This is a genomic window from Herbaspirillum sp. GW821-FHT09A12 (assembly GCF_059418325.1).
In genome coordinates, this window is sequence record NZ_JBWKPR010000002.1 from 1,086,355 (window position 1) to 1,107,199 (window position 20,845).

Genomic DNA, 20,845 nt, shown 5'->3' on the forward strand with positions numbered 1-20,845 from the left:
GAGCGGGAGAAGAGTCTCGAACTCTCGACCTATACCTTGGCAAGGTATCGCTCTACCAACTGAGCTACTCCCGCATGGAGTTTTGGAGGCGGGGGTCGGGATCGAACCGGCGTAGACGGCTTTGCAGGCCGCTGCATAACCACTTTGCTACCCCGCCTTGGGGACACGCATACTACCTAAAACGCGCGTTGTTTGCAAACGACTTCTTTGCAGACATCCTATCGATTGATCCAACCTTCATTGCGACCACATCGCTGATGCGTGCGCGCCTCGTACAATAAAAAAAGGAAGCTTTTTTAGGCTTCCTTTTTTCCAAGTAACCTGGAGCGGGAGAAGAGTCTCGAACTCTCGACCTATACCTTGGCAAGGTATCGCTCTACCAACTGAGCTACTCCCGCATCGACAACAGAACGCTATTATAGGACGCGCTCGGAAATTGTCAACTATCAATTACTATTTTCCTGCACCTTCTTGATGAGCGGCATCGCCTTGCGCAGATAGTAGAGCATCGACCACACCGTCAGCACCGCCGCGATGAACAGCAGGATGGCGCCCCACAGCCGCGTGTCGACCACACCCAGCAGCGTGTCATAGTAAAGCAGCATGGGGATGGCGATCATCTGCGCGGTGGTCTTGATCTTGCCCAGCGAACTCACGGCCACCGACTTGGAGGCGCCGATCTGCGCCATCCATTCGCGCAGCGCCGAAATCGCGATCTCGCGGCCGATGATGATGAAGGCGATGATGGGATGCACCCGGTCCAGATGCACCAGCACCAGCAAGGCGCCGGTCACCATCAGCTTGTCGGCCACCGGGTCGAGGAAGGCGCCGAACGCCGAAGTCTGGTTCCAGCGGCGCGCGAGGAAGCCATCGAACCAGTCGGTCAGCGCGGCGACGATGAACACGATGGTGGAGGCGATGCCTTGCTCGTAGCGGTTCAGGCCGATTTCCGGCAGGTAGAACACGCCGACGACCAGCGGAATCAGCGCAACCCGCAGCCAGGTCAGCAAAATGGGAATATTGAAGGGCATACGTCTTGTTGGTGTTGGGGCGGCGTACACAAAAAATTTTACCGAATAGTAGCAGAGTCGCCCTGTCCGCGGCGCATGGGACGATGTGAAGCATCGCTTGGCGGGCTCAATGCAGCTGGCGGTAGATCTCTTCGGCCAGTTGGCGCGAGATGCCATCCACCGACGCCAATTCATCCACGCTGGCGTCGGCCACGCCGCGCAAGCCGCCAAAGCGCGCCAGCAAACGCTGGCGCCGCTTGGCGCCGATGCCCTCGATCTCTTCCAGGCGCGAGGTCTGGCGCGCCTTGGCGCGTTTGGCGCGCATGCCGGTGATGGCGAAGCGGTGGGCTTCGTCGCGGATCTGCGCAATGAGCATCAGCGCCGCCGACTCCTTGCCCAGTTCCCTGGAGGGACGGCCATCGGCGAACACCAGCGTTTCCAGGCCGACGCGGCGCCCTTCTCCCTTGGCCACGCCGACGATCAGGCTGATGTCCAGGCCGAGTTCGGTCAGCACCTGGCGCGCCATTTCCACCTGGCCGCGGCCGCCATCGATCAGTACGATATCCGGCATCACGCCTTCGCCGTTGGCGACCTTCTCGTAGCGGCGCATCAATACCTGGCGCATGGCCGCATAGTCGTCGCCGGGCGTGATGTCGTTGATGTTGTAGCGGCGGTATTCGCCGTTCTGCATCGCATGGTGATGGAACACCACGCACGACGCCTGGGTCGCTTCGCCCTGGGTGTGGCTGATGTCGAAGCATTCGGCGCGCAGGTTTTCCAGATCCTCGCCCTCCAGCCCCAGCACCTCGGCCAGCGCGCGCGTGCGCGACTGCTGCGAGCCCTGTTCCGACAGCAACCGCGCCAGCGACAATTCGGCGCCCTTGGCCGCCATCTCCAGCCATTGGCGACGCTGGCCTTGCGGCTGGAAGGTCAGCGCGATGCGATGGCCGCATTGCTCCATCAGCGCCACCATCAGGGCCGGGTCGTCGAACTCGGCATTGACGATCAGCGAGGCGGGAATGAACTTGTCGATATAGTGCTGGGCCAGGAAGGCCTTGAGCACCTCCACTTCGATGCTCTCTTCGCCGGTGGCCAGCGCATCATCCACCTGCGTCGGGAAATAAGCGCGGTCGCCCAGATGGCGGCCGCCGCGCACCATCGCCAGGTTGACGCAGGCGCGCCCGCCCTGCACCACCACGGCGATGATGTCGATGTCGGCGTCGCTCACCGTCTCCATGCTTTGCTGGTGCAGCACGGATGACAGCGACGAGATCTGGTCGCGCACCGCCGCCGCCTGCTCGAACTTGAGGTCGGCCGCGAAGGCGTGCATCTTTTGCTCCAGTGCCTGCATCACCTCGGTCTGGCGCCCGCGCAGGAATTTCGATGCGTTCTCGACATCGATGGCGTAATCCTCAGTGCTGATCAGCTTCACGCACGGCCCGCTGCAGCGGTGGATCTGGTGCAACAGGCAGGGCCGCGTTCGGTTGGTGAAGACGCTGTCTTCACAGGTACGCAGCAGGAATACCTTCTGCAGGATCTGGATCGATTCCTTCACCGCGCCGGCATTCGGGAACGGCCCGAAATACTGGCTGCGCTTGTCGACCGCGCCACGGTAATAGGCCATGCGCGGATAGGCATGGCCGGTGAGTTTCAGGTAGGGGTAGGACTTGTCGTCGCGAAACAGGATGTTGAAACGCGGACGCAAGGTCTTGATCAGGTTGTTTTCCAGCAGCAGCGCCTCGGCCTCGCTGCGCGTGACGGTGGTCTCGAGGCGCGCGATGCGCTCCACCATCATGGCGATGCGCGGGCTGGTCAGGGTCTTCTGGAAGTAGCTGGACACGCGCTTCTTCAGGTCGCGCGCCTTGCCGACATACAGCACGTTGTCTTGCGCATCGAAATAGCGGTAGACGCCCGGCAGGTGCGGCAGCCGGGCGACCGTCTCCAGCACCAGGTCACGTGGATCGGGCGGATCGGGAGGAATATCGGGCGGGGTAACGATGGGTTCTGACATGGCGGCGGCTGGATGGCGAAACGCGCGCCAGCGTTACAGCGACAATACCAGCTCGCGCGCGGCAAGGTAGCGTGCGTCGGCCTGCAATGCAGCCCAGTCCAATGCCGCAGACGTCGGCGCCAGCGCCGCGCGGCGCGCCGCCGAGGCGGCATCCGCGCCGCCCTTGAGGCCATTCAATATCTGCCAGGCCTTGTCCGGCGAATTGCAGATCAGCGCGACATCGCAGCCGGCATCGATGGCGGCCTGCGCCGCATCGAGCGCGCTGCCGGCGACGCTGGCGCCGTGCATGCTGAGGTCGTCGCTGAAGATCACGCCCTGGAAGGCGAAACGCTGGCGCAGCAGGCCCAGCCACTTCTTCGAGAAACCGGCGGGCTGCTTGTCCACCTTGGGGTAGATCACATGCGCCGGCATCACCGCCGCCAGGCTCATGCCCAGCCAGTCGTAAGGCATCGCATCTTCGCCGAGGATGGCGTCGAGCTCACGCTGGTCCACGGGAATAGCCACATGCGAATCGGCCGCGACGAAACCGTGGCCGGGGAAATGCTTGCCGCAATTGGCCATGCCCGCCAACGCCAGGCCGTGGTTCAGGCTCTTGGCCAGCAACGTCACCACACGCGGGTCGCGGTGGAAAGCGCGCGCGCCGATGACCGTGGATTCGCCATAGTCGAGGTCCAGCACCGGCGTGAACGACAGGTCGATGCCGCAGGCGCGCAATTCAGAAGCCAGCACGAAACCGGTGGCCGTGGCCAGCTTGGCGGCATGCAGCACGTCCTGGTCCCAGGCCTGCCCCAACTTGCCCATCGCCGGCAGCAGCGTGAAACCGTCGGTGCGGAAACGCTGCACCCGGCCGCCCTCATGGTCGACCGCGATCAGTATGCCGGGACGCACGCGGCGGATGGCCGCGGTCAATTCGACCAATTGGGCGCGATTCTCATAATTGCGGGTGAACAGGATCACGCCGCCGGTCAGCGGGTGCTGGAGGCGCTTGATATCGTCCGCCTCCAGGCGCGTGCCGACCACATCCAGCATGACCGGCCCCAGGGCCTTGCCTGCTTTACTCATGACTTCTCCACAATGACAAAGGCGACGGCGTATTCCGCCTCGTCGGTAATCGATACCTGGGCGGACAGGCCCTGCTGCTCCATCCATGCCTTCAGGGCGCCGCTGCAGACTGCCACCGGCTTGCCGCTGGGCGCGTTCAGCACCTGCATGGCGCGCCAGGTCATGGGCATGCGCATGCCCATGCCAATCGCCTTGGAAAAGGCTTCCTTGGCGGCAAAGCGCGTGGCGAGGAAACGGATGCCGCGCGCTTCGACCTTGGCTTTGCGCCGCAGGTATTTCTGCATTTCCTCCGGCCCCAGGATCTTTTCAGCGAAGCGGTCGCCGTGGCGGCCCAATGCGGCCTGCACGCGCGAGATCTGGAGGATGTCGGTACCGATGCCGTAAATCATGCGCGCGCCGCCTTCAGGCCTTGCCAATGGCAGCCAGGCGCGCCTTGACCATGATCGCCTTCATCTCGGAGACGGCATTGCGCCAGCCGGCGAACACCGCATGCGCCACCACCGCATGGCCGATATTGAGTTCGGCGATTTGCGGGATGGCGGCGATCGCCTGCACGTTGGTGTAATGCAAGCCGTGCCCGGCATTGACCTTCAGGCCCAGCTTGACGCCTTCCAGCACGCTGCCCTGGATGCGCTCCAGCTCGTCCTGCTGTTCCTTCTGGCTGGCGGCGTCGGCATAGCGGCCGGTATGCAGCTCGATGACCGGCGCGCCCGCTTCGGCTGCGGCCTTGATCTGCTGTGGATCGGGATCGATGAACAGGGAAACGCGCACGCCCTCCTGCTGCAGCTGGCGGATCGCCGCCTGCACGTCGGCAAAATGGCCGATCACGTCGAGGCCGCCTTCGGTGGTCACCTCGGTGCGCTTTTCCGGCACCAGGCAGACGTCCTGCGGCTTGATGGCGCAGGCGAAATCGATCATCTCGCGCGTCACCGCCGCTTCCAGGTTCATGCGCGTCGTCAGCAGCGGACGGATCGCCTTGACATCGGCGTCGCGGATGTGGCGGCGGTCTTCGCGCAGGTGCAGCGTGATGGCGTCGGCGCCGGCTTCTTCCGCTTCCAGCGCAGCCCTGAGCGGGTCGGGATAAGCCGTGCCGCGGGCATTGCGCAAGGTGGCGACGTGGTCGATGTTGATGCCCAGTTCAATGGATGGGCCGGCCGGCTGCAGGAAACTCATGGCGTCTGGAATCGTGTGTGCTTGGTTCTGTCAAAGTGGCGCCTGCACGGCGCCGGGAAACCGGTGATTTTATCCATATCGGCGCATGTCCGGTGCAGCCCCGCATCAAACCATGCTTCAAAGCTGCATCAGGTCGATCAGGATCTGGCGCGTATTGAGCTGGGCGCCGCCGAGATGGTGGGCCAGCAGGTAGCGCATCAGGAATTTGCTTTGCAGCTGGGTGGTCGGATCGCTGTAGTCTTCGCGCTCCATGTCCAGCAAGGTCTTGCCGGACACCTTGGGCGCCCGGTCGGACAGGCGCTCGGGGCGGGTGCCCTGCTCCGGATCGACCACATAGACGCCATCCGGCTGCACCGTCTTGCCGCTGACCGTGCATCGGCCCCAATTGCCGGCCACGCCGGTTTGCTTCAAGAGGAAGCGTTCGAACTGGCGCAGCACGATGGGCGCATTCTCGCCGTGGGCCAGCTTGTTCAGGGTGGCCACGTAATGGTCGAACAACGCCGGGTGCGCATCTTCGCGCGCCAGCAGCTTGACCAGCAATTCGTTGAGGTAGAAGCCGCACAGCAGCGCCGACTTCTCCAGCGGCAGCAGGCCGCCTACCCATTCCGCTTCGGTCAGCGTGCGCACTTCGGACTTGCCGCTCCACGACAGCGAGAGCGGCTGGAAAGTCTGCAGCGCGCCGCGCAGCTTGGAATGCGGGCGCTTGGCGCCCTTGGCGACCAGCGCCACCCGCCCATGGTCGCGTGAAAACACGTCGACGATCAGGCTGGTTTCCTTGTAGGGGTAGCTGTGCAGGATGAAGCCCGGCTGCGCCTGTATCCGATGCTCTTTCTCCGGCACGGCACGGCTGCGCGCCGGTGCGCGCGCGGGCTTTTTGGCTTCGGCCCTGGCCGGCGCGACAGTGGCGGCGCCGTCAACCTGGGCGGCAAGCTGGGATTCGGAAAGCACGGTAGTCATCAAATATCCGTCCTGAATGCGTTGTGCCGCGTCAAGCTGGGCGGCGGTATGCCATTGAATGCGCTGCTGCGCCTGCCGACCGGCTCACTCGTAGCCGTAGGCGCGCAAACCGGCTTCGTTGTCGGCCCAGCCGGATTTGACCTTGACCCAGATTTCCAGATAGACCGGGCCGCCGAACAGGCGCTCCATGTCGAGCCGGGCCTGGGTCGAGATTTCCTTCAGGCGCGCGCCCTTCTGGCCGATCACCATGGCCTTGTGGGTGTCGCGCTCGACCAGGATGGCGGCGAACACGCGGCGCAGGTTGCCTTCCTGCTCGAACTTCTCGACCAGCACGGTGCTGGTGTACGGCAGCTCTTCCCCGACGAAGCGGAATACTTTCTCGCGCACGATCTCGGAGGCCAGGAATTTCTCGCTGCGGTCGGTGATGTCGTCTTCGTCGAACATCGGCGGATTGTGCGGCAACAGCTTGCGGATCTCTTCCTGCAGGCGATCCAGCTGGAAACGCTGCTTGGCCGAGACCGGCACCACGGCGGCGAAATCGCGATGGGAGGCGACTTCCTGCGCGAACGGCATCAGCGTGGCCTTGTCCTTGCTGCGATCCGACTTGTTCAGCACCAGGATGCACGGCACATTGGCCGGTAGCAGATCCAGCACCTGCTTGTCGGCCGGGCCGAACGTGCCGGCCTCGATCACGAACAGGATCACATCGGCCGCCGTCAGCGTGTTGGTGACGGTGCGGTTGAGCGTCTTGTTCAGCGCATTGCTGTGGCGGGTCTGGAAGCCCGGCGTATCGACGTAGACGTATTGCGTCTCGCCGATGGTCTGGATGCCGGTGATGCGATGGCGCGTGGTCTGCGCCTTGCGCGAGGTGATGCTGACCTTGGCGCCGACCAGGACGTTCATCAGGGTCGATTTGCCGACGTTGGGACGGCCCACGATGGCGATATAGCCGCAGCGATAATCGCCCGGGGCCGGTGCCGGCGCAGTGCCGGGCATTGGAGTGTCTGTCATGCTGTCTTGGATTGCGTGGCAGCCGGGGCTGCCGATATGGGTTCTGCCACCGCTTCGTTGCTGCGGTCGCCGCCGGTCTTGCCGTCACCTCTGGCGGCCTGGTGTCGGGCCTCCTTGGCGTCTTTCGGCTCTTTCGCGGTTTTGTCCTGTTTGTCGCCCTTGTCCTGTTTGTCGCCCTTGTCAGCCTTTTCGGCTTTCTCGGCTTTTTCTACTTTCTCGGCCTTTTCCAGTTTCTCCGGGCGCTCGGCCTTGTCGACCAGATCGCCCTTGTCGGCCCGCGCTTCGCCCTTCAAGGGCTTGACGTTGGCGCCGCGCTCGGCGGCATCCGGGCGCTGGCCCTTGGCCGGCGGCTCGGGGGCATCCGGCTGGATGGTGGCGATGCCGGCCAGCTTGAGCTGGGTCGTGCGCGCGCGCGGCTTGCGGCTCGCGGACGGGGTCTTGACCAGCGCCAGTTGCACCGCTTCCAGCGCCAGCTTGGCGGCGGCCTGTTCGCCGGCACGACGGCTGCCGCCAGTGCCGAAGACCTGGATATCCAGCTTGGGCACCAGGCATTCGATCTCGAACTCCTGGTTGTGGGCCGCGCCGTGGGTGGCGATGACGTTGTATTGCGGCAGCGGGATTTTCTTGCCTTGCAAGAACTCCTGCAGCAGGGTCTTGGCATCCTTGCCCAGGGTCCGCGGGTCGACGTGTTCCAGCACCGGCAGGTACAGTGCGCGGATCACCGCGCGTGCCGCTTCGAAACCGGAATCCAGGAAGATCGCGCCGAACAGCGCTTCCAGCGTGTCGGCCAGAATCGACGGGCGGCGGAAACCGCCCGATTTGAGCTCGCCCTCGCCCAGGCGCAGGAACTGCGACAGCTCAAGCCGCTGGGCGATTTCATAGAGGGATTGCTGCTTGACCAGATTGGCGCGCAGGCGCGACAAATCGCCTTCGTCGATCTTTTCATAACGGTCGAACAACAGCGAAGCCACCACGCAGTTCAGCACCGAATCGCCAAGGAATTCCAGCCGCTCATTGTGCAAAGCGCTATGGCTACGGTGCGTCAAGGCCTGCTGCAGCAAAGCAGCGTCCTTGAAGTTGTGGCCTAGCCGATGTTGCAAGAGTTGAGGATCCATTTTCTCATCCGTCATTCAGGCTCGCCGTCCGTGTGGCGCGCGCAAGGCGCTGCGCACATCGGCCCAGCCTGATTAGTCAGCGGGATCGGTTCAAAGCAAAGCTGAAAACTGCTCCGGTCTGCCTCCACAATGCAAAAATGCCCAATGGAAACTGCTTGGAACCTGCTCCCGCTATCCCTGAGAGTCGGTTCTTACCAGGATGCGGCGCCTTACTTGAAGCTGCCGATCCGTTTTAAGTCGCCCAGATTCATCCAGACGAAGAATGCTTTTCCGACAATGTTCCGGTCGGGGACAAATCCCCAGTAACGGCTGTCCAGGCTGTTGTCCCGGTTGTCGCCCATCATGAAGTATTCGCCCTGCGGCACCGTGCAGGCAAAGCCTTCGGCGTTATAGGTGCACAGCTCGTGATGCGGGAAGGCATCCGGGTTGGGTACGAAATTCGGGGCACGCTCGTCGGTCAGGATCTTGTGCTCCACGCCGGTCAGGTTTTCCTGCCACTGCTTATAGTACGTCAGATTTTCTTCATCCAGATAATCCGGCAGCGGTTTATAAGAAATTTCTTCACCATTCACCGTTAAGCGCTTGTTTTTATAGACTATTTTGTCGCCAGGCACGCCTACAACACGCTTAATGTAATCGACCGTCGTGTCCTTCGGATATTTGAAGACCATGACGTCGCCGCGCTTGGGATCGTTCAGTTCGATGATCTTTTTATTGATGATCGGCAGGCGGATGCCGTAGGTGTACTTGTTCACCAGGATCAGGTCGCCTACCAGCAAGGTCGGCACCATCGAGCTCGAAGGAATCTTGAACGGCTCGAACAGGAAGGAGCGCAGGCAAAACACCAGTGCGATCACCGGGAAGAAACTGCCGGAATATTCGATCCATGCCGGCTGCTTGAGCAGCTTGGCCTGGAGGTCGGCGCGGCCGCTGGCCACATTGCCTTCGCGCTTGATGCCCTCGGCGTTGTCGCGCGCCACGCGGGCGTCGAACTCGGCCAAGGCGGCATCGGCGCGGGCGCGGCGCTGCTTGGAAAGGAAGAACACGTCGGCAAACCAGACCACGCCGGTCACCAACATCAAGACGAACAGAATCAGTGCGAAGTTGCCCAACAATGCCTGCATGTTATTTCTCTTCCACTTGTAAGATTGCCAGGAATGCTTCCTGCGGGATTTCCACCGAGCCGACTTGCTTCATGCGCTTCTTGCCGGCCTTCTGCTTTTCCAGCAGCTTGCGCTTGCGCGAGATGTCGCCGCCGTAGCACTTGGCCAGCACGTTCTTGCGCATCGCCTTGACGTTCTCGCGCGAGATGATGGTGGCGCCGATGGCGGCCTGGATCGCCACGTCGAACATCTGGCGCGGGATCAGCTCGCGCATCTTGGCCGCCACCGCGCGCCCGCGGAACTGCGCCGCCGCGCGGTGCACGATGATGGCCAGCGCATCGACCTTCTCGCTGTTGATCAGCATGTCGACCTTGACCACGTCGGCCGCGCGGTATTCCTTGAACTCGTAGTCCATCGAGGCGTAGCCGCGCGAAGTCGACTTGAGGCGGTCGAAGAAGTCGAGCACGATCTCGGCCATCGGCATTTCGTAGGTCAGCTGCACCTGCTTGCCGTGGTAGCTCATGTTGATCTGGACGCCGCGCTTTTGCGTGCACAGCGTGATGACCGAGCCGACATACTCCTGCGGCATGTACAGGTTGACCGTGACGATCGGTTCGCGCACTTCCTCGATCTTGGAGACTTCCGGCATCTTCGACGGGTTGTCCACCATCAGCAAGGTGCCGTCGCGCTGCTGCACCTCGTACACCACGGTCGGCGCGGTGGTGATCAGGTCCATGTCGAATTCGCGCTCCAGGCGTTCCTGCACGATTTCCATGTGCAGCAAGCCCAGGAAGCCGCAGCGGAAGCCGAAGCCGAGCGCTTGCGAGACTTCCGGTTCGTACATCAGCGCCGCGTCGTTGAGCTTCAACTTTTCCAGCGAGTCGCGCAACGCGTCGTACTGGTTGGCCTCGACCGGGAACAGGCCGGCGAACACCTGCGGCTGCACTTCCTTGAAACCGGGCAACGGCGCCGGCGCGGGCTTGGCAACCAGGGTCACGGTATCGCCCACCTTGGCCGACTTGAGCTCCTTGATGCCGGCGATGACGAAGCCCACCTGCCCCGCAGTGAGCGCATCGCGCGCTTGCGACTTGGGCGTGAACACGCCGATGCTTTCAGTCAGGTGCTGGGCGCCGGTGGCCATGAACAGGATCTTGTCCTTGGGACGCAAGGTGCCATTGACGATGCGCACCAGCATCACCACGCCGACATAATTGTCGAACCAGGAATCGATGATCAAGGCCTGCAGCGGCGCATCGGCGTCGCCCTTGGGCGCCGGCACCTTGGCGACGATGGCTTCGAGCACGTCTTCCACACCCAGGCCGGTCTTGGCCGAGCACGGCGTGGCGTCGGAAGCGTCGATGCCGATGACTTCCTCGATCTCGCTCTTGGCATTGTCCGGATCGGCCGACGGCAGGTCGATCTTGTTCAACACCGGCACCACTTCCACACCGAGATCCAGCGCGGTGTAGCAGTTGGCAACCGTCTGCGCTTCCACGCCCTGGGAGGCATCCACCACCAGCAACGCGCCCTCGCAGGCCGACAGCGAGCGGCTGACTTCATAGCTGAAGTCGACGTGTCCCGGGGTATCGATCAGGTTGAGGTTGTAGACCTGGCCATCCTTGGCCTTGTACGACAGGGCGGCAGTCTGCGCCTTGATGGTGATGCCGCGCTCGCGCTCGATATCCATCGAGTCCAGCACCTGCGCTTCCATTTCACGGTTGGAGAGGCCTCCACACAGCTGGATGATGCGATCGGCCAAGGTGGATTTGCCATGGTCGATGTGGGCGATGATCGAGAAATTACGAATATTGTTCATTAACAGACAGGTAACGATAAAAAAAGGCGCTCTGTAGCGGGAGCAGTCCCAGCCGAGCGCCTTTGCAACAGCTTGTTCGACCCGGCATTTTACCGGATTTCAGAGGGAGAATCGCGTCTTTCCTGTAGTCCAGGCCATTCCTGTCAGCCATGACTACGCTCTTCGCAGATGGAAAATTCCCTTTATGCGCCCGCAAAAATCCTATCGTGCGCCGACGCCGTGGCCGTCGAAACCATCGATAAAGGCCTGCAAACGAGGCTCATCCAGAAAATAATGGCAGAGTTGCAACCATTGCCCATCACGCTGCTGCGCCATCAGCACTGGAACAAGTTCGTCATAGCGCGCCACCAAGCCAGGATCCGCATCGACATCCACTATCTCGATATCGGCCGCGCGGCCGCCAAGCCTGGCCAGCAAGGCTTGGCGCAAGTCCTCGCACAAATGGCAATAACTGCGGGAATAAATCACGAAACGAAGCGTATCGGCCATCTTACCTCTTGCCCACCCGGCTCAGACAATAAAAAGGGCTGCAGACCACGGTGTGCAGCCCTTGACGCCAACCGGCGCGCTTTTGCCTGTCGGCCTCAGTTGCCGCCGTTAGGCCGCAGCGGCACGAATTGCGAAGAATCTCCACGACGGATCAATACCGCCGCGCGCTTCTTGGCATCCAGCTTGGCCACCAGTTGGTTGAATTGCTTGGCATCCCTGATATCGACGTCGTTGAGGCGCTGCACGACATCGCCGGGACGGATACCCGCCGCGGCGGCGGCGCCGCTTGCCGCTTCAACCAGCACGCCGTTGTCCGCCTTGAGTTCTTTCTTCTGTGCCTCGGAGAGATCGCTGACGACCAGGCCCAGCGCATTCGGGGTGTTATCCGGCTTGGCCTTCTTCTCGTCAGCCGACTTGGCCGGCTTGTCGGCCTCCAGCTCCACCACGGTCACGCTGACGTCGCGCGCGCTGCCCTTGCGCCAGATATTCACCGTCGCCTTGGCGCCCGGCTTGGTGGCGCCGACCATGCGCGGCAGGTCGCTGGGCCGCTCGATGGCGGCGCCGTTGTACTTCAGGATGATGTCGCCGGCTTCCAGGCCGGCCTTCGCGGCCGGGCCATCCGGCTCGACGCGCTGCACCAGCGCGCCTTGCGCACGCGCCAGGCCGAGCGACTCGGCCACATCCTTGGTGACTTCGCCAATCTGCACACCGATGCGTCCGCGCGTGACGCGGCCGCTGGCTTTCAATTGCTCGGCCACGCGCAGCGCCTCATCGATGGGCACCGCGAAGGAGATACCCATGAAGCCGCCCGAGCGGCTGTAGATCTGTGAATTGATGCCGATCACCTCGCCCTTGAGGTTGATCAGCGGGCCGCCCGAGTTGCCGGGATTGACCGCCACGTCGGTCTGGATCAACGGCAGGTAATCGCCGGTATCGCGCGCCTTGGCCGAAACGATGCCGGCCGTCACGGTATTCTCCAGGCCGAACGGCGAGCCGATCGCCAGCACCCATTCGCCGGCGCGGATCTTGTCGGAGTCGCCCATTGCCAGGCGCGGCAGGTTGCTGCCGTCGATCTTCAGCACGGCAACGTCGGTGCGGGTATCGGCGCCAACGATCTTGGCCTTGAATTCACGCTTGTCGGTCAGCGTCACATAGACATCGCTGGCGCCATCCACCACGTGCGCATTGGTCAGGATAAAACCGTCCGATGAAATGATGAAACCGGACCCTACGCCACGCGGCACTTCTTCCGGCTGGCTTTGGCTGCCCTGCTTGCCATTGCCGCGGGGCGTGCCCGGCTGCGGCTGCTGCTGGCGCGGAACGGGAATACCGAAGAAACGGCGGAAAAATTCCTGCATCTCAGGGTCGTCGATGCCCCCTTGCGCCTGGCCGCTATTACGCACACGTTCGGTGGTGCGAATATTGACCACGCCCGGACCGGTGCGGTCGACGATGTCGGCAAAATCGGGCAACGCCGCCACGCTGGGCGCCACCACGGCCGGCGCCGCGGATACGGCGGGAACGGCCACAAAAGCGGAGGCTGCCAGCAGTGAGCAAGCGACGATGGTTTTCTTCAGTGAAGTCATTGCAACGTTCTCTTCTATTTGGTTTTTAGCTCGATCGAATCAGAAACCTGGCGGATCGCGGCAGCAGGCACTTCCCCCACCACAGTCAGCCAGTAATCGCCTTGGCGCCGGCCGACGATATTCAGCGCCCCTTGCTGGATTGCACCTTCATTATGGTTCTGGCCGCCGGCTTCAATGAACACCGAAATGGCCGCCAGCCCGTCGGAAAACACGATCTGCGACACTTCACGCTCGGCCGGCCGACTCTGGGCCGCAGGAGCGCCCGCGCCTGCGGTATCGGAAATCAGCCTGCGCACTTCCTGGATCTTGCGAAATCCCGGCGGCGGCGTGACGTTCCAGCCCGACAGGTCAACCGAACTCATCGCAGCCTTCTCGATGCGCCAGCCACGCGTATCGGCATAGCTGGGGCGTATCCGCGCACGGTCGATAGGGCCGATTTCAATCTGGGTAAAGGAAATCTGCTCGACGACATCCCCCTTGCCGTCCAGCGTCTGCGCCCGCAGCAACAGGCCGGAACTCTTGTCGGCCCAGAAGCGGTAACCATAACGCAGCTTGTCCTTGGGCTCCAGCACAATCGACTGGCAATCCCGGCCGGCCACCCGCTCATCCCCGCCCATGCTCAGATTGTAATGGTTGACCAGATCTTCCGGGTTGGCGCCCAAAATGGCGGGGAAAACATCGCGCGTGACGCGTTTCTCGATCAATACCGTCTTGGCGTCCGGGATGTAACAGGCGACATCATCGTTGTTACGGAGATATTCGCGCGGCTTGCCGTCCAGTACTTCGAGTTTTTCCAGTTCGTTCTTGCCGGCCAGGATGTGCGTGATGCGTGAGGTGCGCATCTGGCTGGCTTGCTGATAAACGAAAGTCCCCGAATAACTGAGGCGCTGTGCCGCGGACTGGATCTTCTTCAGTTGGGCCTGGGCCGCTGCCGAGGAGGCCGACGGCGCCGGGGGCGCTGGTGGCGTACTGTCCGCCGCTTGGGCGGACAGTACGAATAGGGCGGAGAGGAATGGGAGTAGCCTGAGCAAATGCCCTGTTTGCCGCATATTATTTATCTGCGCCAACCGCGAAGGCGGCAGAACGTGCGTATTGCGCCGAGCTGTACGATGGCGAGAAGCGCTGGTGGGCGAAGAGGTAATCGTCGATGCGCGGGTCGCGCTTGACTTCCCCTTGCTGGGCCAACGTACTCAACTGGGTGACGTTTTGCGAACCGTCCCCTGCCGCGCCGCCAGCCGACACGCTGGAAATCGCCGACGGCACGATGACCGGCGCGGCGGCGACCTGTACCGGGGCAGGCCCCGAGTCGGCAGTCACGACAGCCTGCTGCGGCATCGCCACGAATACGGCCGCCACGACAGCGGCAGCCGCAGCGGCGCCCGGCAGGAAAAAGCGGCTCCGGCCACGCGAACGCACCGCCCGGTGGTTGCCGTTGGCAGCCACGGACGACTCCGCCGCAACCGCCTTCGCCACGTCCGCAGACGCCTGGGGCGCCACGATCGCGGGTTCTGCGTCCAGCAAAGCGTTCATTTTGGCCGAAAAGCCGGCACTCAACGAGATGTCCATCTCTTCGGAGCGCAGGACATCTCCAATCTGGTGGTAGACCTCCCATGCTTCACGGCCATCTTGCGACGAACGCAAGGCGGCAAGGGCAATAGTCATCTCTTCAGAACTCAGCTCGCCATCGGCAAGCGTAGAGATCTGTTCTCTGGTTGTTACTTTGGCATCCATAAGCAGTCACCCGGCAAAAATCTTAGTTCCATACCCGCTTTATTATTTTGCTTCTTATCAACAACATTGCAGCTGCGTCACCAGCGCTTGTCTGCTGCCGTATCCAGCAACGGACGCAACTTTTCGGCGATTGCCTCGCGCGCACGGAAAATCCGGCTGCGCACGGTGCCGATCGGACAATTCATCGCATCTGCAATCTCGTCGTAGCTCAACCCCTCGATCTCGCGCAACGTGATGGCAGTACGTAATTCTTCCGGCAATGCCTCCATCGCCACGTTGACCGTCTGCGCAATCTGCTTGGTGGCCAACATCGACTCAGGAGTGTTGATGTCCCTTAGGTGATCTCCATCGTCAAAAGTTTCCGCTTCTTCAGCGTCCGCTTCCGTAGAAGTTGGAGCTCGCCTTCCCAAAGTGACGAGATAATTTTTCGCGGTATTGATGCCGATGCGATAAAGCCAAGTATAAAAGGCCGAATCGCCGCGAAATTGCGGCAGCGCGCGGTAAGCCTTGATAAAAGCTTCCTGCACCACGTCCTCGGCCTCCGCCTGGTCGCGTACGAGCCGCGACACCAGGCGCATCAGCTTGCGTTGATACTTGACCACCAATAGCTCGAACGCCTTCTTGTCGCCACGCTGGACGCGTTCAACAAGCAGCTGGTCTATTTCGCGTTCTGTCGTCAAACCGGGTTCCTTGTTCTTTTATCGCCTTGTTTTTCTGTGGCTATTGCCGTTAACCAGATGATTCCGATTTGGCAATTTTCAAGCTTTATCGACCTATTTTTCCAGCATCTGGGCTTTGGCCATATTGTGGCTGATCAACCAGCGGCATGCCACGGACAGCGCCCTGAAGGTGTCTTCCGAGACCGAGTCCGACAGGATCGGGATGGTGCGGGTCTTGCCATTTTCCAGACGCAGCCGCAAAAACAGCATGCCAGGCCAAACCGTGGTGCCGGCCAGCAATTGGGCCAGGCCCGCCTTCATCACCTGGGGCTTGGCCCGGGCGCTACTGCTGCTGATGAGATGTTCCACGACACGGATCTGGCCGGTAGCGGAAATATGCAGCCAGATGGTCTTGCGTCCACGCAAGACCAGATACAGCGCGATGGCCGCGGCGATGAGACAAGCTGCCGCCAGGGTGCCGCGCAGCGGCCAGGAAAGTTGCCCCGGCAGCAACAGGCACACCACAACGCCGATCAACGCCACGCACAGGCAGGCGAAGGCCATGACCAGCAAAAGCAAACGGGAAGGTTTGATATCCGCAGAGACTGCTATGGTCGACATAAGACGCCATCAAAATGACAAACCCGGCTTTCACCTGAAAGCCGGGCACAGCATTTTACATCTTGCCGAGAACCAGTGTACCGTTGGTACCACCGAAGCCGAAAGAGTTCTTCACGGCGATATCGATTTTCAGATCGCGCGCCTGATTCGCACAATAATCAAGATCGCATTCCGGATCCTGATTGATGATGTTCATCGTCGGCGGCGAGACCTGGTGGTACATGGCCAAGACCGTCAGCACCGTTTCCAGGCCGCCGGCACCGCCCAGCAGGTGGCCGGTCATCGACTTGGTCGAATTGACCACCATCTTGTAGGCGTGGTCGCCGAAAGCGGCCTTGATCGCCTCGGTTTCATTCTTGTCGCCCAGCGGGGTCGAGGTGCCGTGCGCATTCAGGTACTGCACTTCATCCGGATTGACGCCGGCGTCGCGCAGTGCGTTGAGCACGCAACGGCGTGGGCCATCCAGGTTCGGCGCGGTCATGTGGTAGGCATCGCCGCTCATGCCGAAGCCCAGCAGCTCCGCATAGATCGTGGCGCCGCGCGCCTTGGCGTGTTCATACTCTTCCAGCACCATCACGCCGGCGCCTTCGCCCAGCACGAACCCGTCGCGGTCCTTGTCCCACGGACGGGACGCGGTGGCGGGGTCATCGTTGCGGGTCGACAGCGCGCGCGCCGAGGCGAAGCCGCCGATGCCCAGCGGCGAAACGCTGGACTCGGCGCCGCCGGCGATCATCACGTCGGCATCGCCGTACATGATCATGCGCGCGGATGCGCCGATGCAATGCAAACCGGTGGTGCAAGCGGTCACGATGGCCAGGTTGGGGCCCTTCATGCCGTACTTGATCGACAGGTTGCCGGAGATCATGTTGATGATCGAGGCCGGGATGAAGAACGGGCTGATGCGGCGCGGGCCGCGGTTGGTCAGCTCCGCATGGGTTTCTTCGATCAGGGGCAGGCCACCGATGCCGGAACCGATCATGACGCCGATGCGCTCGGCATTCTCGTCCGTGACCGTCAAACCACTGTTTTCAATGGCCTGGATACCGGCTGCCATCCCATAGTGGATGAAGGTATCCATGTGACGCGCTTCCTTGGCGGGGATGTAATCCTCGATATTGAAGCCCTTCACCTCACCCGCAAAGTGCGTGGTGAATGGCGAAGCGTCGAACTTGGTGATGGTGGCGATGCCGGACTTGCCTTCCTTGATGGCACTCCACGTATCGGCGATATTGTTGCCGACAGGTGAAATGCACCCCAGGCCGGTAATGACTACACGACGTTCACGAGTGCGGCTCAAGCAATTCTCCTACAAACTGGGTCCAAAGCCCTTATCAGGCCTTGACTTGCGACTTGGCGTAATCGATCGCCTGTTGCACGGTGGTGATCTTCTCTGCCTGCTCGTCAGGGATTTCCATTTCGAACTCATCTTCCAGGGCCATGACCAGCTCGACGGTGTCGAGGGAGTCGGCGCCCAGGTCGTCAACGAACGACGATTCGTTCTTGATGTCGGCTTCAGCGACGCCCAGTTGCTCAGCGACGATCTTCTTAACGCGTTGTTCGATATCGGACATATTGTTCCTCCAGAGGGATAGATAGGTTACAAAAGTGCGCGCATTTTAGCAGGTTTGCGCGGGGAAAATTTACTTTTAACTATTCTTGGCAAGATTGCGCCAAGTCAAGCTTAACTTCAAACAAAAAGCGCCAAAAGGATTCAGATCAATCCCTTGGCACAGGCTTAACCCATGTACATGCCGCCGTTCACATTCAGCGTGCTGCCGGTGATGTAGCCAGCCTGCGCCGAGGCCAGGAAGGCCACCGCCGCCGCCACCTCTTCGGCAGCGCCCAGGCGCCCCAGCGGAATCTGCTGCAGGATCGCGGCCGACTGTTGCTCGCTCAAGGCCTTGGTCATGTCGGTATCGATAAAACCGGGCGCCACGCAGTTGACGGTGATGTTGCGGCTGCCGATCTCGCGCGCCAATGCGCGGCTCATGCCGGCCACGCCGGCCTTGGCGGCGGCGTAATTCATCTGGCCGGGGTTGCCGGCCTCACCCACCACCGAGGTGATGCTGATGATGCGGCCGTGCCTGGCCTTCATCATACCGCGCAGCACCGCGCGCGACAGGCGTCCCACGGCGGTCAGGTTGGTGGCGATCACGCTGTCCCACTCCTCGTCCTTCATGCGCATGGCCAGTTGATCCTGGGTAATGCCGGCGTTGTTGACCAGGATCGACAGCGAACCGTAGTCCTTCTGCACCTGCTCGACGACGGCGACGCAAGCGGCGGCATCGTTGACGTTGAGCACCACTCCCTTGCCGCACTCCGGCTGCAGGGCATTGAGGTATTCGCTGATGGCGGCAGCGCCGGCCTCCGAGGTGGCGGTCCCCACTACCTTGGCGCCCTGCCTTGCCAATTCCACCGCGATGGCGCGGCCGATGCCGCGTGATGCGCCGGTGACCAGCGCGACTTGTCCTTGCAGATTCTGTGCACTCACTTGAGCAACTCCAATACTTTTTCCAGGGACGCCTGGTCGACGATAGCCTCGCCGACCAGTTCGCCGTTGATACGCTTGGCCAGGCCGGTCAGCACCTTGCCCGGACCGCATTCGATCACATGGGTGACGCCGTCGGCGCCCATCTTCTGGACGGTCTCGACCCAACGCACCGCGCTGGCCGCCTGGCGCACCAGCGCGTCCTTGATGGCGGCGGGTTCGTTGACGATCGCCACGTCGACGTTGTTGATGACCGCAATCTGCGGCGCGGCGAACGCCACATCGGCCAGGTACGCCTGCAGCCGGTCCGATGCCGGCTTGAGCAGCGACGAGTGGAACGGCGCCGACACCGGCAACGCCAGCGCGCGCTTGGCGCCTTTGGCCTTGGCAATCTCGCAGGCGCGCTCGACGGCGCCCTTGTGGCCGGCGATCACGACTTGCGCCGGCGCGTTGAAGTTGACGGCCTCGACCACCTCCGACTGCGCCGCTTCCGCACAGGCGGCGCGCACGTCGTCGTCGGACAAGCCGAGAATGGCCGCCATGCCGCCCTGCCCGACCGGCACGGCTTCCTGCATGGCCTGGGCGCGGAAGCGCACCAGCGGCACCGCATCCTTGAACTGGATCACGCCTGCCGCCACCAGCGCGGAGTATTCACCCAGGCTGTGGCCTGCCACCAGCGCCGGGGCCTGGCCGCCGGCGGCCAGCCAGGCGCGGTAGAACGCCACGGCGGCGGTCAACATGACCGGCTGCGTATTGGTGGTCAGGTCGAGGTCTTCCTTGGGGCCTTCGGCGATCAACTTGCCCAGGTCGAACTGCAACGCATCGGACGCTTCGGCCACGGTCTGGCGGACGGCTTCGTTATCGGCGAAACCATTGAGCATCCCGATCGCCTGAGAACCTTGCCCCGGGAAAACAAAAGCAAATTTTGTCATGCTTGGATTTGATTGAGGTTGGATGAAACAGAAAACGAAACGCCGCCCACGAAACCGCCATGCGACGGCCCCGGCAGCGCTCCAGCCTTACATTCGGGCAAGCACCGCGCCCCAGGTGAAACCGCCGCCCACGCCTTCCATCATGACGGTATGGCCCGGCTTGATGCGGCCATCGCGCACCGCCTGGTCCAGCGCCAGCGGAATCGAAGCGGCCGAGGTGTTCCCGTGCTCGCCGACGGTGACCACCATCTTCTCCAGCGGCAGCCCCAGTTTCTTGGCGGTGCCTTGCATGATGCGGATATTGGCCTGATGCGGGATCAGCCAGTCGATCTCGGAAGCGTCGACCTTGGCGACCGCCAGCGTCTCGCGGGCGACCTTGTCCAGCACCGACACCGCCAGCTTGAACACCGCCGGGCCATCCATGTACAGGTAAGCGCTGCCGGCCACGGCGCCATTGTCGACGCTGCCCGGCACGCACAGGATGTGGCCATGGCTGCCATCGGCATGCAACTTGGATGCCAGCACGCCCGGTTCGCTTGATGCGCTCATCACCACCGCGCCGGCGCCATCGCCGAACAGCACGCAGGTGGTGCGATCCTTGAAGTCGAGGATGCGCGAAAACACTTCCGTGCCGATCACCAGCACGTTCTTGTGCGCGCCGGACTTGATGAAGCTGTCAGCCACCGACATCGCGTAGACGAAGCCGCTGCACACCGCCTGCACGTCCATCGCCGGCGAACCGTTGGTGATGCCGAGCTTGTGCTGCACCACACAGGCCGTGCTGGGAAAACCGCCCAGATGGTCCGGCGTCGATGTCGCCAGGATGATCAGGTCGATGTCGTTGGCCTGCATGCCGGCCGCTTCCAGCGCACGCTGCGCCGCCGCCAGCGCAAGGTCGCTGGAGAGCTGGGTCGGCTCCGCATAGTGGCGCGCGGAAATGCCGCTGCGCGTGACGATCCATTCATCCGAAGTCTCGATGCCCTGCTGCGCCAGTTGCGCCGCCAGCTCATTGTTGGTCACGCGTTTGGCCGGCAGATAACTTCCTGTTCCGACGATTTTGCTATAAATAGTCATACCGTTT

At 62.2% G+C, this 20,845-nt stretch carries 21 protein-coding genes and 3 tRNA genes; all 24 read right to left on the minus strand.

What is annotated here, in order from left to right; translation table 11 throughout:
- Position 1: 1 nt before the first annotated feature.
- Positions 2 to 74 (minus strand) — tRNA-Gly (locus tag AC07N6_RS10040).
- A gap of 9 nt (positions 75 to 83) precedes the next feature.
- Positions 84 to 157 (minus strand) — tRNA-Cys (locus AC07N6_RS10045).
- A gap of 165 nt (positions 158 to 322) precedes the next feature.
- Positions 323 to 398 (minus strand) — tRNA-Gly (locus AC07N6_RS10050).
- A 48-nt stretch (positions 399 to 446) separates the two neighbouring features.
- Positions 447 to 1,031, minus strand: a complete 585-nt coding sequence (pgsA, locus tag AC07N6_RS10055) for a CDP-diacylglycerol--glycerol-3-phosphate 3-phosphatidyltransferase (RefSeq protein WP_494780149.1) — start codon at positions 1,029 to 1,031, stop codon at positions 447 to 449.
- A 106-nt stretch (positions 1,032 to 1,137) separates the two neighbouring features.
- Positions 1,138 to 3,021, minus strand: coding sequence for an excinuclease ABC subunit UvrC (uvrC, locus tag AC07N6_RS10060; RefSeq protein WP_494780150.1), 1,884 nt, complete (start codon positions 3,019 to 3,021; stop codon positions 1,138 to 1,140).
- A gap of 33 nt (positions 3,022 to 3,054) precedes the next feature.
- Positions 3,055 to 4,083 carry a beta-N-acetylhexosaminidase gene (nagZ, locus tag AC07N6_RS10065; protein ID WP_494780151.1) on the minus strand — a complete coding sequence of 343 codons (1,029 nt, stop codon included), beginning with the start codon at positions 4,081 to 4,083 and terminating at the stop codon, positions 3,055 to 3,057.
- Positions 4,080 to 4,472, minus strand: a complete 393-nt coding sequence (gene acpS, locus AC07N6_RS10070; RefSeq protein WP_141915895.1) for a holo-ACP synthase — start codon at positions 4,470 to 4,472, stop codon at positions 4,080 to 4,082. Before acpS ends, nagZ begins: the two co-directional genes overlap by 4 nt.
- Before the next feature lie 13 nt (positions 4,473 to 4,485).
- On the minus strand, positions 4,486 to 5,256 hold the full coding sequence (gene pdxJ / locus AC07N6_RS10075) for a pyridoxine 5'-phosphate synthase (RefSeq protein ID WP_494780152.1): 771 nt from the start codon (positions 5,254 to 5,256) through the stop codon (positions 4,486 to 4,488).
- A 117-nt stretch (positions 5,257 to 5,373) separates the two neighbouring features.
- Entirely contained in the window at positions 5,374 to 6,213 is an 840-nt protein-coding gene (gene recO, locus AC07N6_RS10080) for a DNA repair protein RecO (RefSeq protein ID WP_494780153.1), read from the minus strand.
- A gap of 84 nt (positions 6,214 to 6,297) precedes the next feature.
- Positions 6,298 to 7,224 (minus strand): GTPase Era, encoded by a 927-nt coding sequence (gene era, locus AC07N6_RS10085; RefSeq protein WP_494780154.1) that lies wholly within the window; start codon positions 7,222 to 7,224, stop codon positions 6,298 to 6,300.
- Entirely contained in the window at positions 7,221 to 8,339 is a 1,119-nt protein-coding gene (rnc, locus tag AC07N6_RS10090; RefSeq protein ID WP_494780155.1) for a ribonuclease III, read from the minus strand. The genes era and rnc overlap by 4 nt, the downstream gene beginning before the upstream one ends.
- A gap of 209 nt (positions 8,340 to 8,548) precedes the next feature.
- A complete protein-coding gene (gene lepB / locus AC07N6_RS10095; RefSeq protein WP_494780156.1) occupies positions 8,549 to 9,463 on the minus strand; it encodes a signal peptidase I in 915 nt (304 codons plus the stop codon).
- A 1-nt stretch (position 9,464) separates the two neighbouring features.
- Positions 9,465 to 11,258 (minus strand): translation elongation factor 4, encoded by a 1,794-nt coding sequence (gene lepA, locus AC07N6_RS10100; RefSeq protein WP_494780157.1) that lies wholly within the window; start codon positions 11,256 to 11,258, stop codon positions 9,465 to 9,467.
- A 201-nt stretch (positions 11,259 to 11,459) separates the two neighbouring features.
- On the minus strand, positions 11,460 to 11,747 hold the full coding sequence (locus AC07N6_RS10105; RefSeq protein ID WP_494780158.1) for a glutaredoxin family protein: 288 nt from the start codon (positions 11,745 to 11,747) through the stop codon (positions 11,460 to 11,462).
- A 95-nt stretch (positions 11,748 to 11,842) separates the two neighbouring features.
- Positions 11,843 to 13,333, minus strand: a complete 1,491-nt coding sequence (locus tag AC07N6_RS10110; RefSeq protein ID WP_494780159.1) for a DegQ family serine endoprotease — start codon at positions 13,331 to 13,333, stop codon at positions 11,843 to 11,845.
- A gap of 14 nt (positions 13,334 to 13,347) precedes the next feature.
- Positions 13,348 to 14,382 carry a MucB/RseB C-terminal domain-containing protein gene (locus tag AC07N6_RS10115; protein ID WP_494780160.1) on the minus strand — a complete coding sequence of 345 codons (1,035 nt, stop codon included), beginning with the start codon at positions 14,380 to 14,382 and terminating at the stop codon, positions 13,348 to 13,350.
- A gap of 1 nt (position 14,383) precedes the next feature.
- Entirely contained in the window at positions 14,384 to 15,064 is a 681-nt protein-coding gene (locus AC07N6_RS10120; protein WP_494780161.1) for a sigma-E factor negative regulatory protein, read from the minus strand.
- Positions 15,065 to 15,141: 77 nt separating this feature from the next.
- On the minus strand, positions 15,142 to 15,744 hold the full coding sequence (gene rpoE, locus AC07N6_RS10125) for an RNA polymerase sigma factor RpoE (protein WP_050466386.1): 603 nt from the start codon (positions 15,742 to 15,744) through the stop codon (positions 15,142 to 15,144).
- A gap of 93 nt (positions 15,745 to 15,837) precedes the next feature.
- Positions 15,838 to 16,344 (minus strand): protein YgfX, encoded by a 507-nt coding sequence (locus AC07N6_RS10130; RefSeq protein WP_494780162.1) that lies wholly within the window; start codon positions 16,342 to 16,344, stop codon positions 15,838 to 15,840.
- Positions 16,345 to 16,399: 55 nt separating this feature from the next.
- Entirely contained in the window at positions 16,400 to 17,641 is a 1,242-nt protein-coding gene (fabF, locus tag AC07N6_RS10135; RefSeq protein WP_494780163.1) for a beta-ketoacyl-ACP synthase II, read from the minus strand.
- A 34-nt stretch (positions 17,642 to 17,675) separates the two neighbouring features.
- Positions 17,676 to 17,915 (minus strand): acyl carrier protein, encoded by a 240-nt coding sequence (gene acpP, locus AC07N6_RS10140; protein ID WP_006463505.1) that lies wholly within the window; start codon positions 17,913 to 17,915, stop codon positions 17,676 to 17,678.
- A gap of 164 nt (positions 17,916 to 18,079) precedes the next feature.
- On the minus strand, positions 18,080 to 18,835 hold the full coding sequence (gene fabG / locus AC07N6_RS10145; protein ID WP_494780164.1) for a 3-oxoacyl-ACP reductase FabG: 756 nt from the start codon (positions 18,833 to 18,835) through the stop codon (positions 18,080 to 18,082).
- Positions 18,832 to 19,764, minus strand: a complete 933-nt coding sequence (gene fabD, locus AC07N6_RS10150) for an ACP S-malonyltransferase (protein ID WP_494780165.1) — start codon at positions 19,762 to 19,764, stop codon at positions 18,832 to 18,834. The genes fabG and fabD overlap by 4 nt, the downstream gene beginning before the upstream one ends.
- An 87-nt stretch (positions 19,765 to 19,851) precedes the next feature.
- Positions 19,852 to 20,838, minus strand: coding sequence for a beta-ketoacyl-ACP synthase III (locus tag AC07N6_RS10155; RefSeq protein ID WP_494780166.1), 987 nt, complete (start codon positions 20,836 to 20,838; stop codon positions 19,852 to 19,854).
- Positions 20,839 to 20,845 lie beyond the last annotated feature (7 nt).

Excerpts from the sequence above, each read along its gene's own strand:
- pgsA (WP_494780149.1), bottom strand. The coding sequence starts at position 1,031 with ATGCCCTTCAATATTCCCATTTTGCTGACCTGGCTGCGGGTTGCGCTG.
- uvrC (WP_494780150.1), bottom strand. The coding sequence starts at position 3,021 with ATGTCAGAACCCATCGTTACCCCGCCCGATATTCCTCCCGATCCGCCC.
- nagZ (WP_494780151.1), bottom strand. The coding sequence starts at position 4,083 with ATGAGTAAAGCAGGCAAGGCCCTGGGGCCGGTCATGCTGGATGTGGTC.
- acpS (WP_141915895.1), bottom strand. The coding sequence starts at position 4,472 with ATGATTTACGGCATCGGTACCGACATCCTCCAGATCTCGCGCGTGCAG.
- pdxJ (WP_494780152.1), bottom strand. The coding sequence starts at position 5,256 with ATGAGTTTCCTGCAGCCGGCCGGCCCATCCATTGAACTGGGCATCAAC.
- recO (WP_494780153.1), bottom strand. The coding sequence starts at position 6,213 with ATGACTACCGTGCTTTCCGAATCCCAGCTTGCCGCCCAGGTTGACGGC.
- era (WP_494780154.1), bottom strand. The coding sequence starts at position 7,224 with ATGACAGACACTCCAATGCCCGGCACTGCGCCGGCACCGGCCCCGGGC.
- rnc (WP_494780155.1), bottom strand. The coding sequence starts at position 8,339 with ATGGATCCTCAACTCTTGCAACATCGGCTAGGCCACAACTTCAAGGAC.
- lepB (WP_494780156.1), bottom strand. The coding sequence starts at position 9,463 with ATGCAGGCATTGTTGGGCAACTTCGCACTGATTCTGTTCGTCTTGATG.
- lepA (WP_494780157.1), bottom strand. The coding sequence starts at position 11,258 with ATGAACAATATTCGTAATTTCTCGATCATCGCCCACATCGACCATGGC.
- AC07N6_RS10105 (WP_494780158.1), bottom strand. The coding sequence starts at position 11,747 with ATGGCCGATACGCTTCGTTTCGTGATTTATTCCCGCAGTTATTGCCAT.
- AC07N6_RS10110 (WP_494780159.1), bottom strand. The coding sequence starts at position 13,333 with ATGACTTCACTGAAGAAAACCATCGTCGCTTGCTCACTGCTGGCAGCC.
- AC07N6_RS10115 (WP_494780160.1), bottom strand. The coding sequence starts at position 14,382 with ATGCGGCAAACAGGGCATTTGCTCAGGCTACTCCCATTCCTCTCCGCC.
- AC07N6_RS10120 (WP_494780161.1), bottom strand. The coding sequence starts at position 15,064 with ATGGATGCCAAAGTAACAACCAGAGAACAGATCTCTACGCTTGCCGAT.
- AC07N6_RS10130 (WP_494780162.1), bottom strand. The coding sequence starts at position 16,344 with ATGTCGACCATAGCAGTCTCTGCGGATATCAAACCTTCCCGTTTGCTT.
- acpP (WP_006463505.1), bottom strand. The coding sequence starts at position 17,915 with ATGTCCGATATCGAACAACGCGTTAAGAAGATCGTCGCTGAGCAACTG.
- fabD (WP_494780165.1), bottom strand. The coding sequence starts at position 19,764 with ATGACAAAATTTGCTTTTGTTTTCCCGGGGCAAGGTTCTCAGGCGATC.
- AC07N6_RS10155 (WP_494780166.1), bottom strand. The coding sequence starts at position 20,838 with ATGACTATTTATAGCAAAATCGTCGGAACAGGAAGTTATCTGCCGGCC.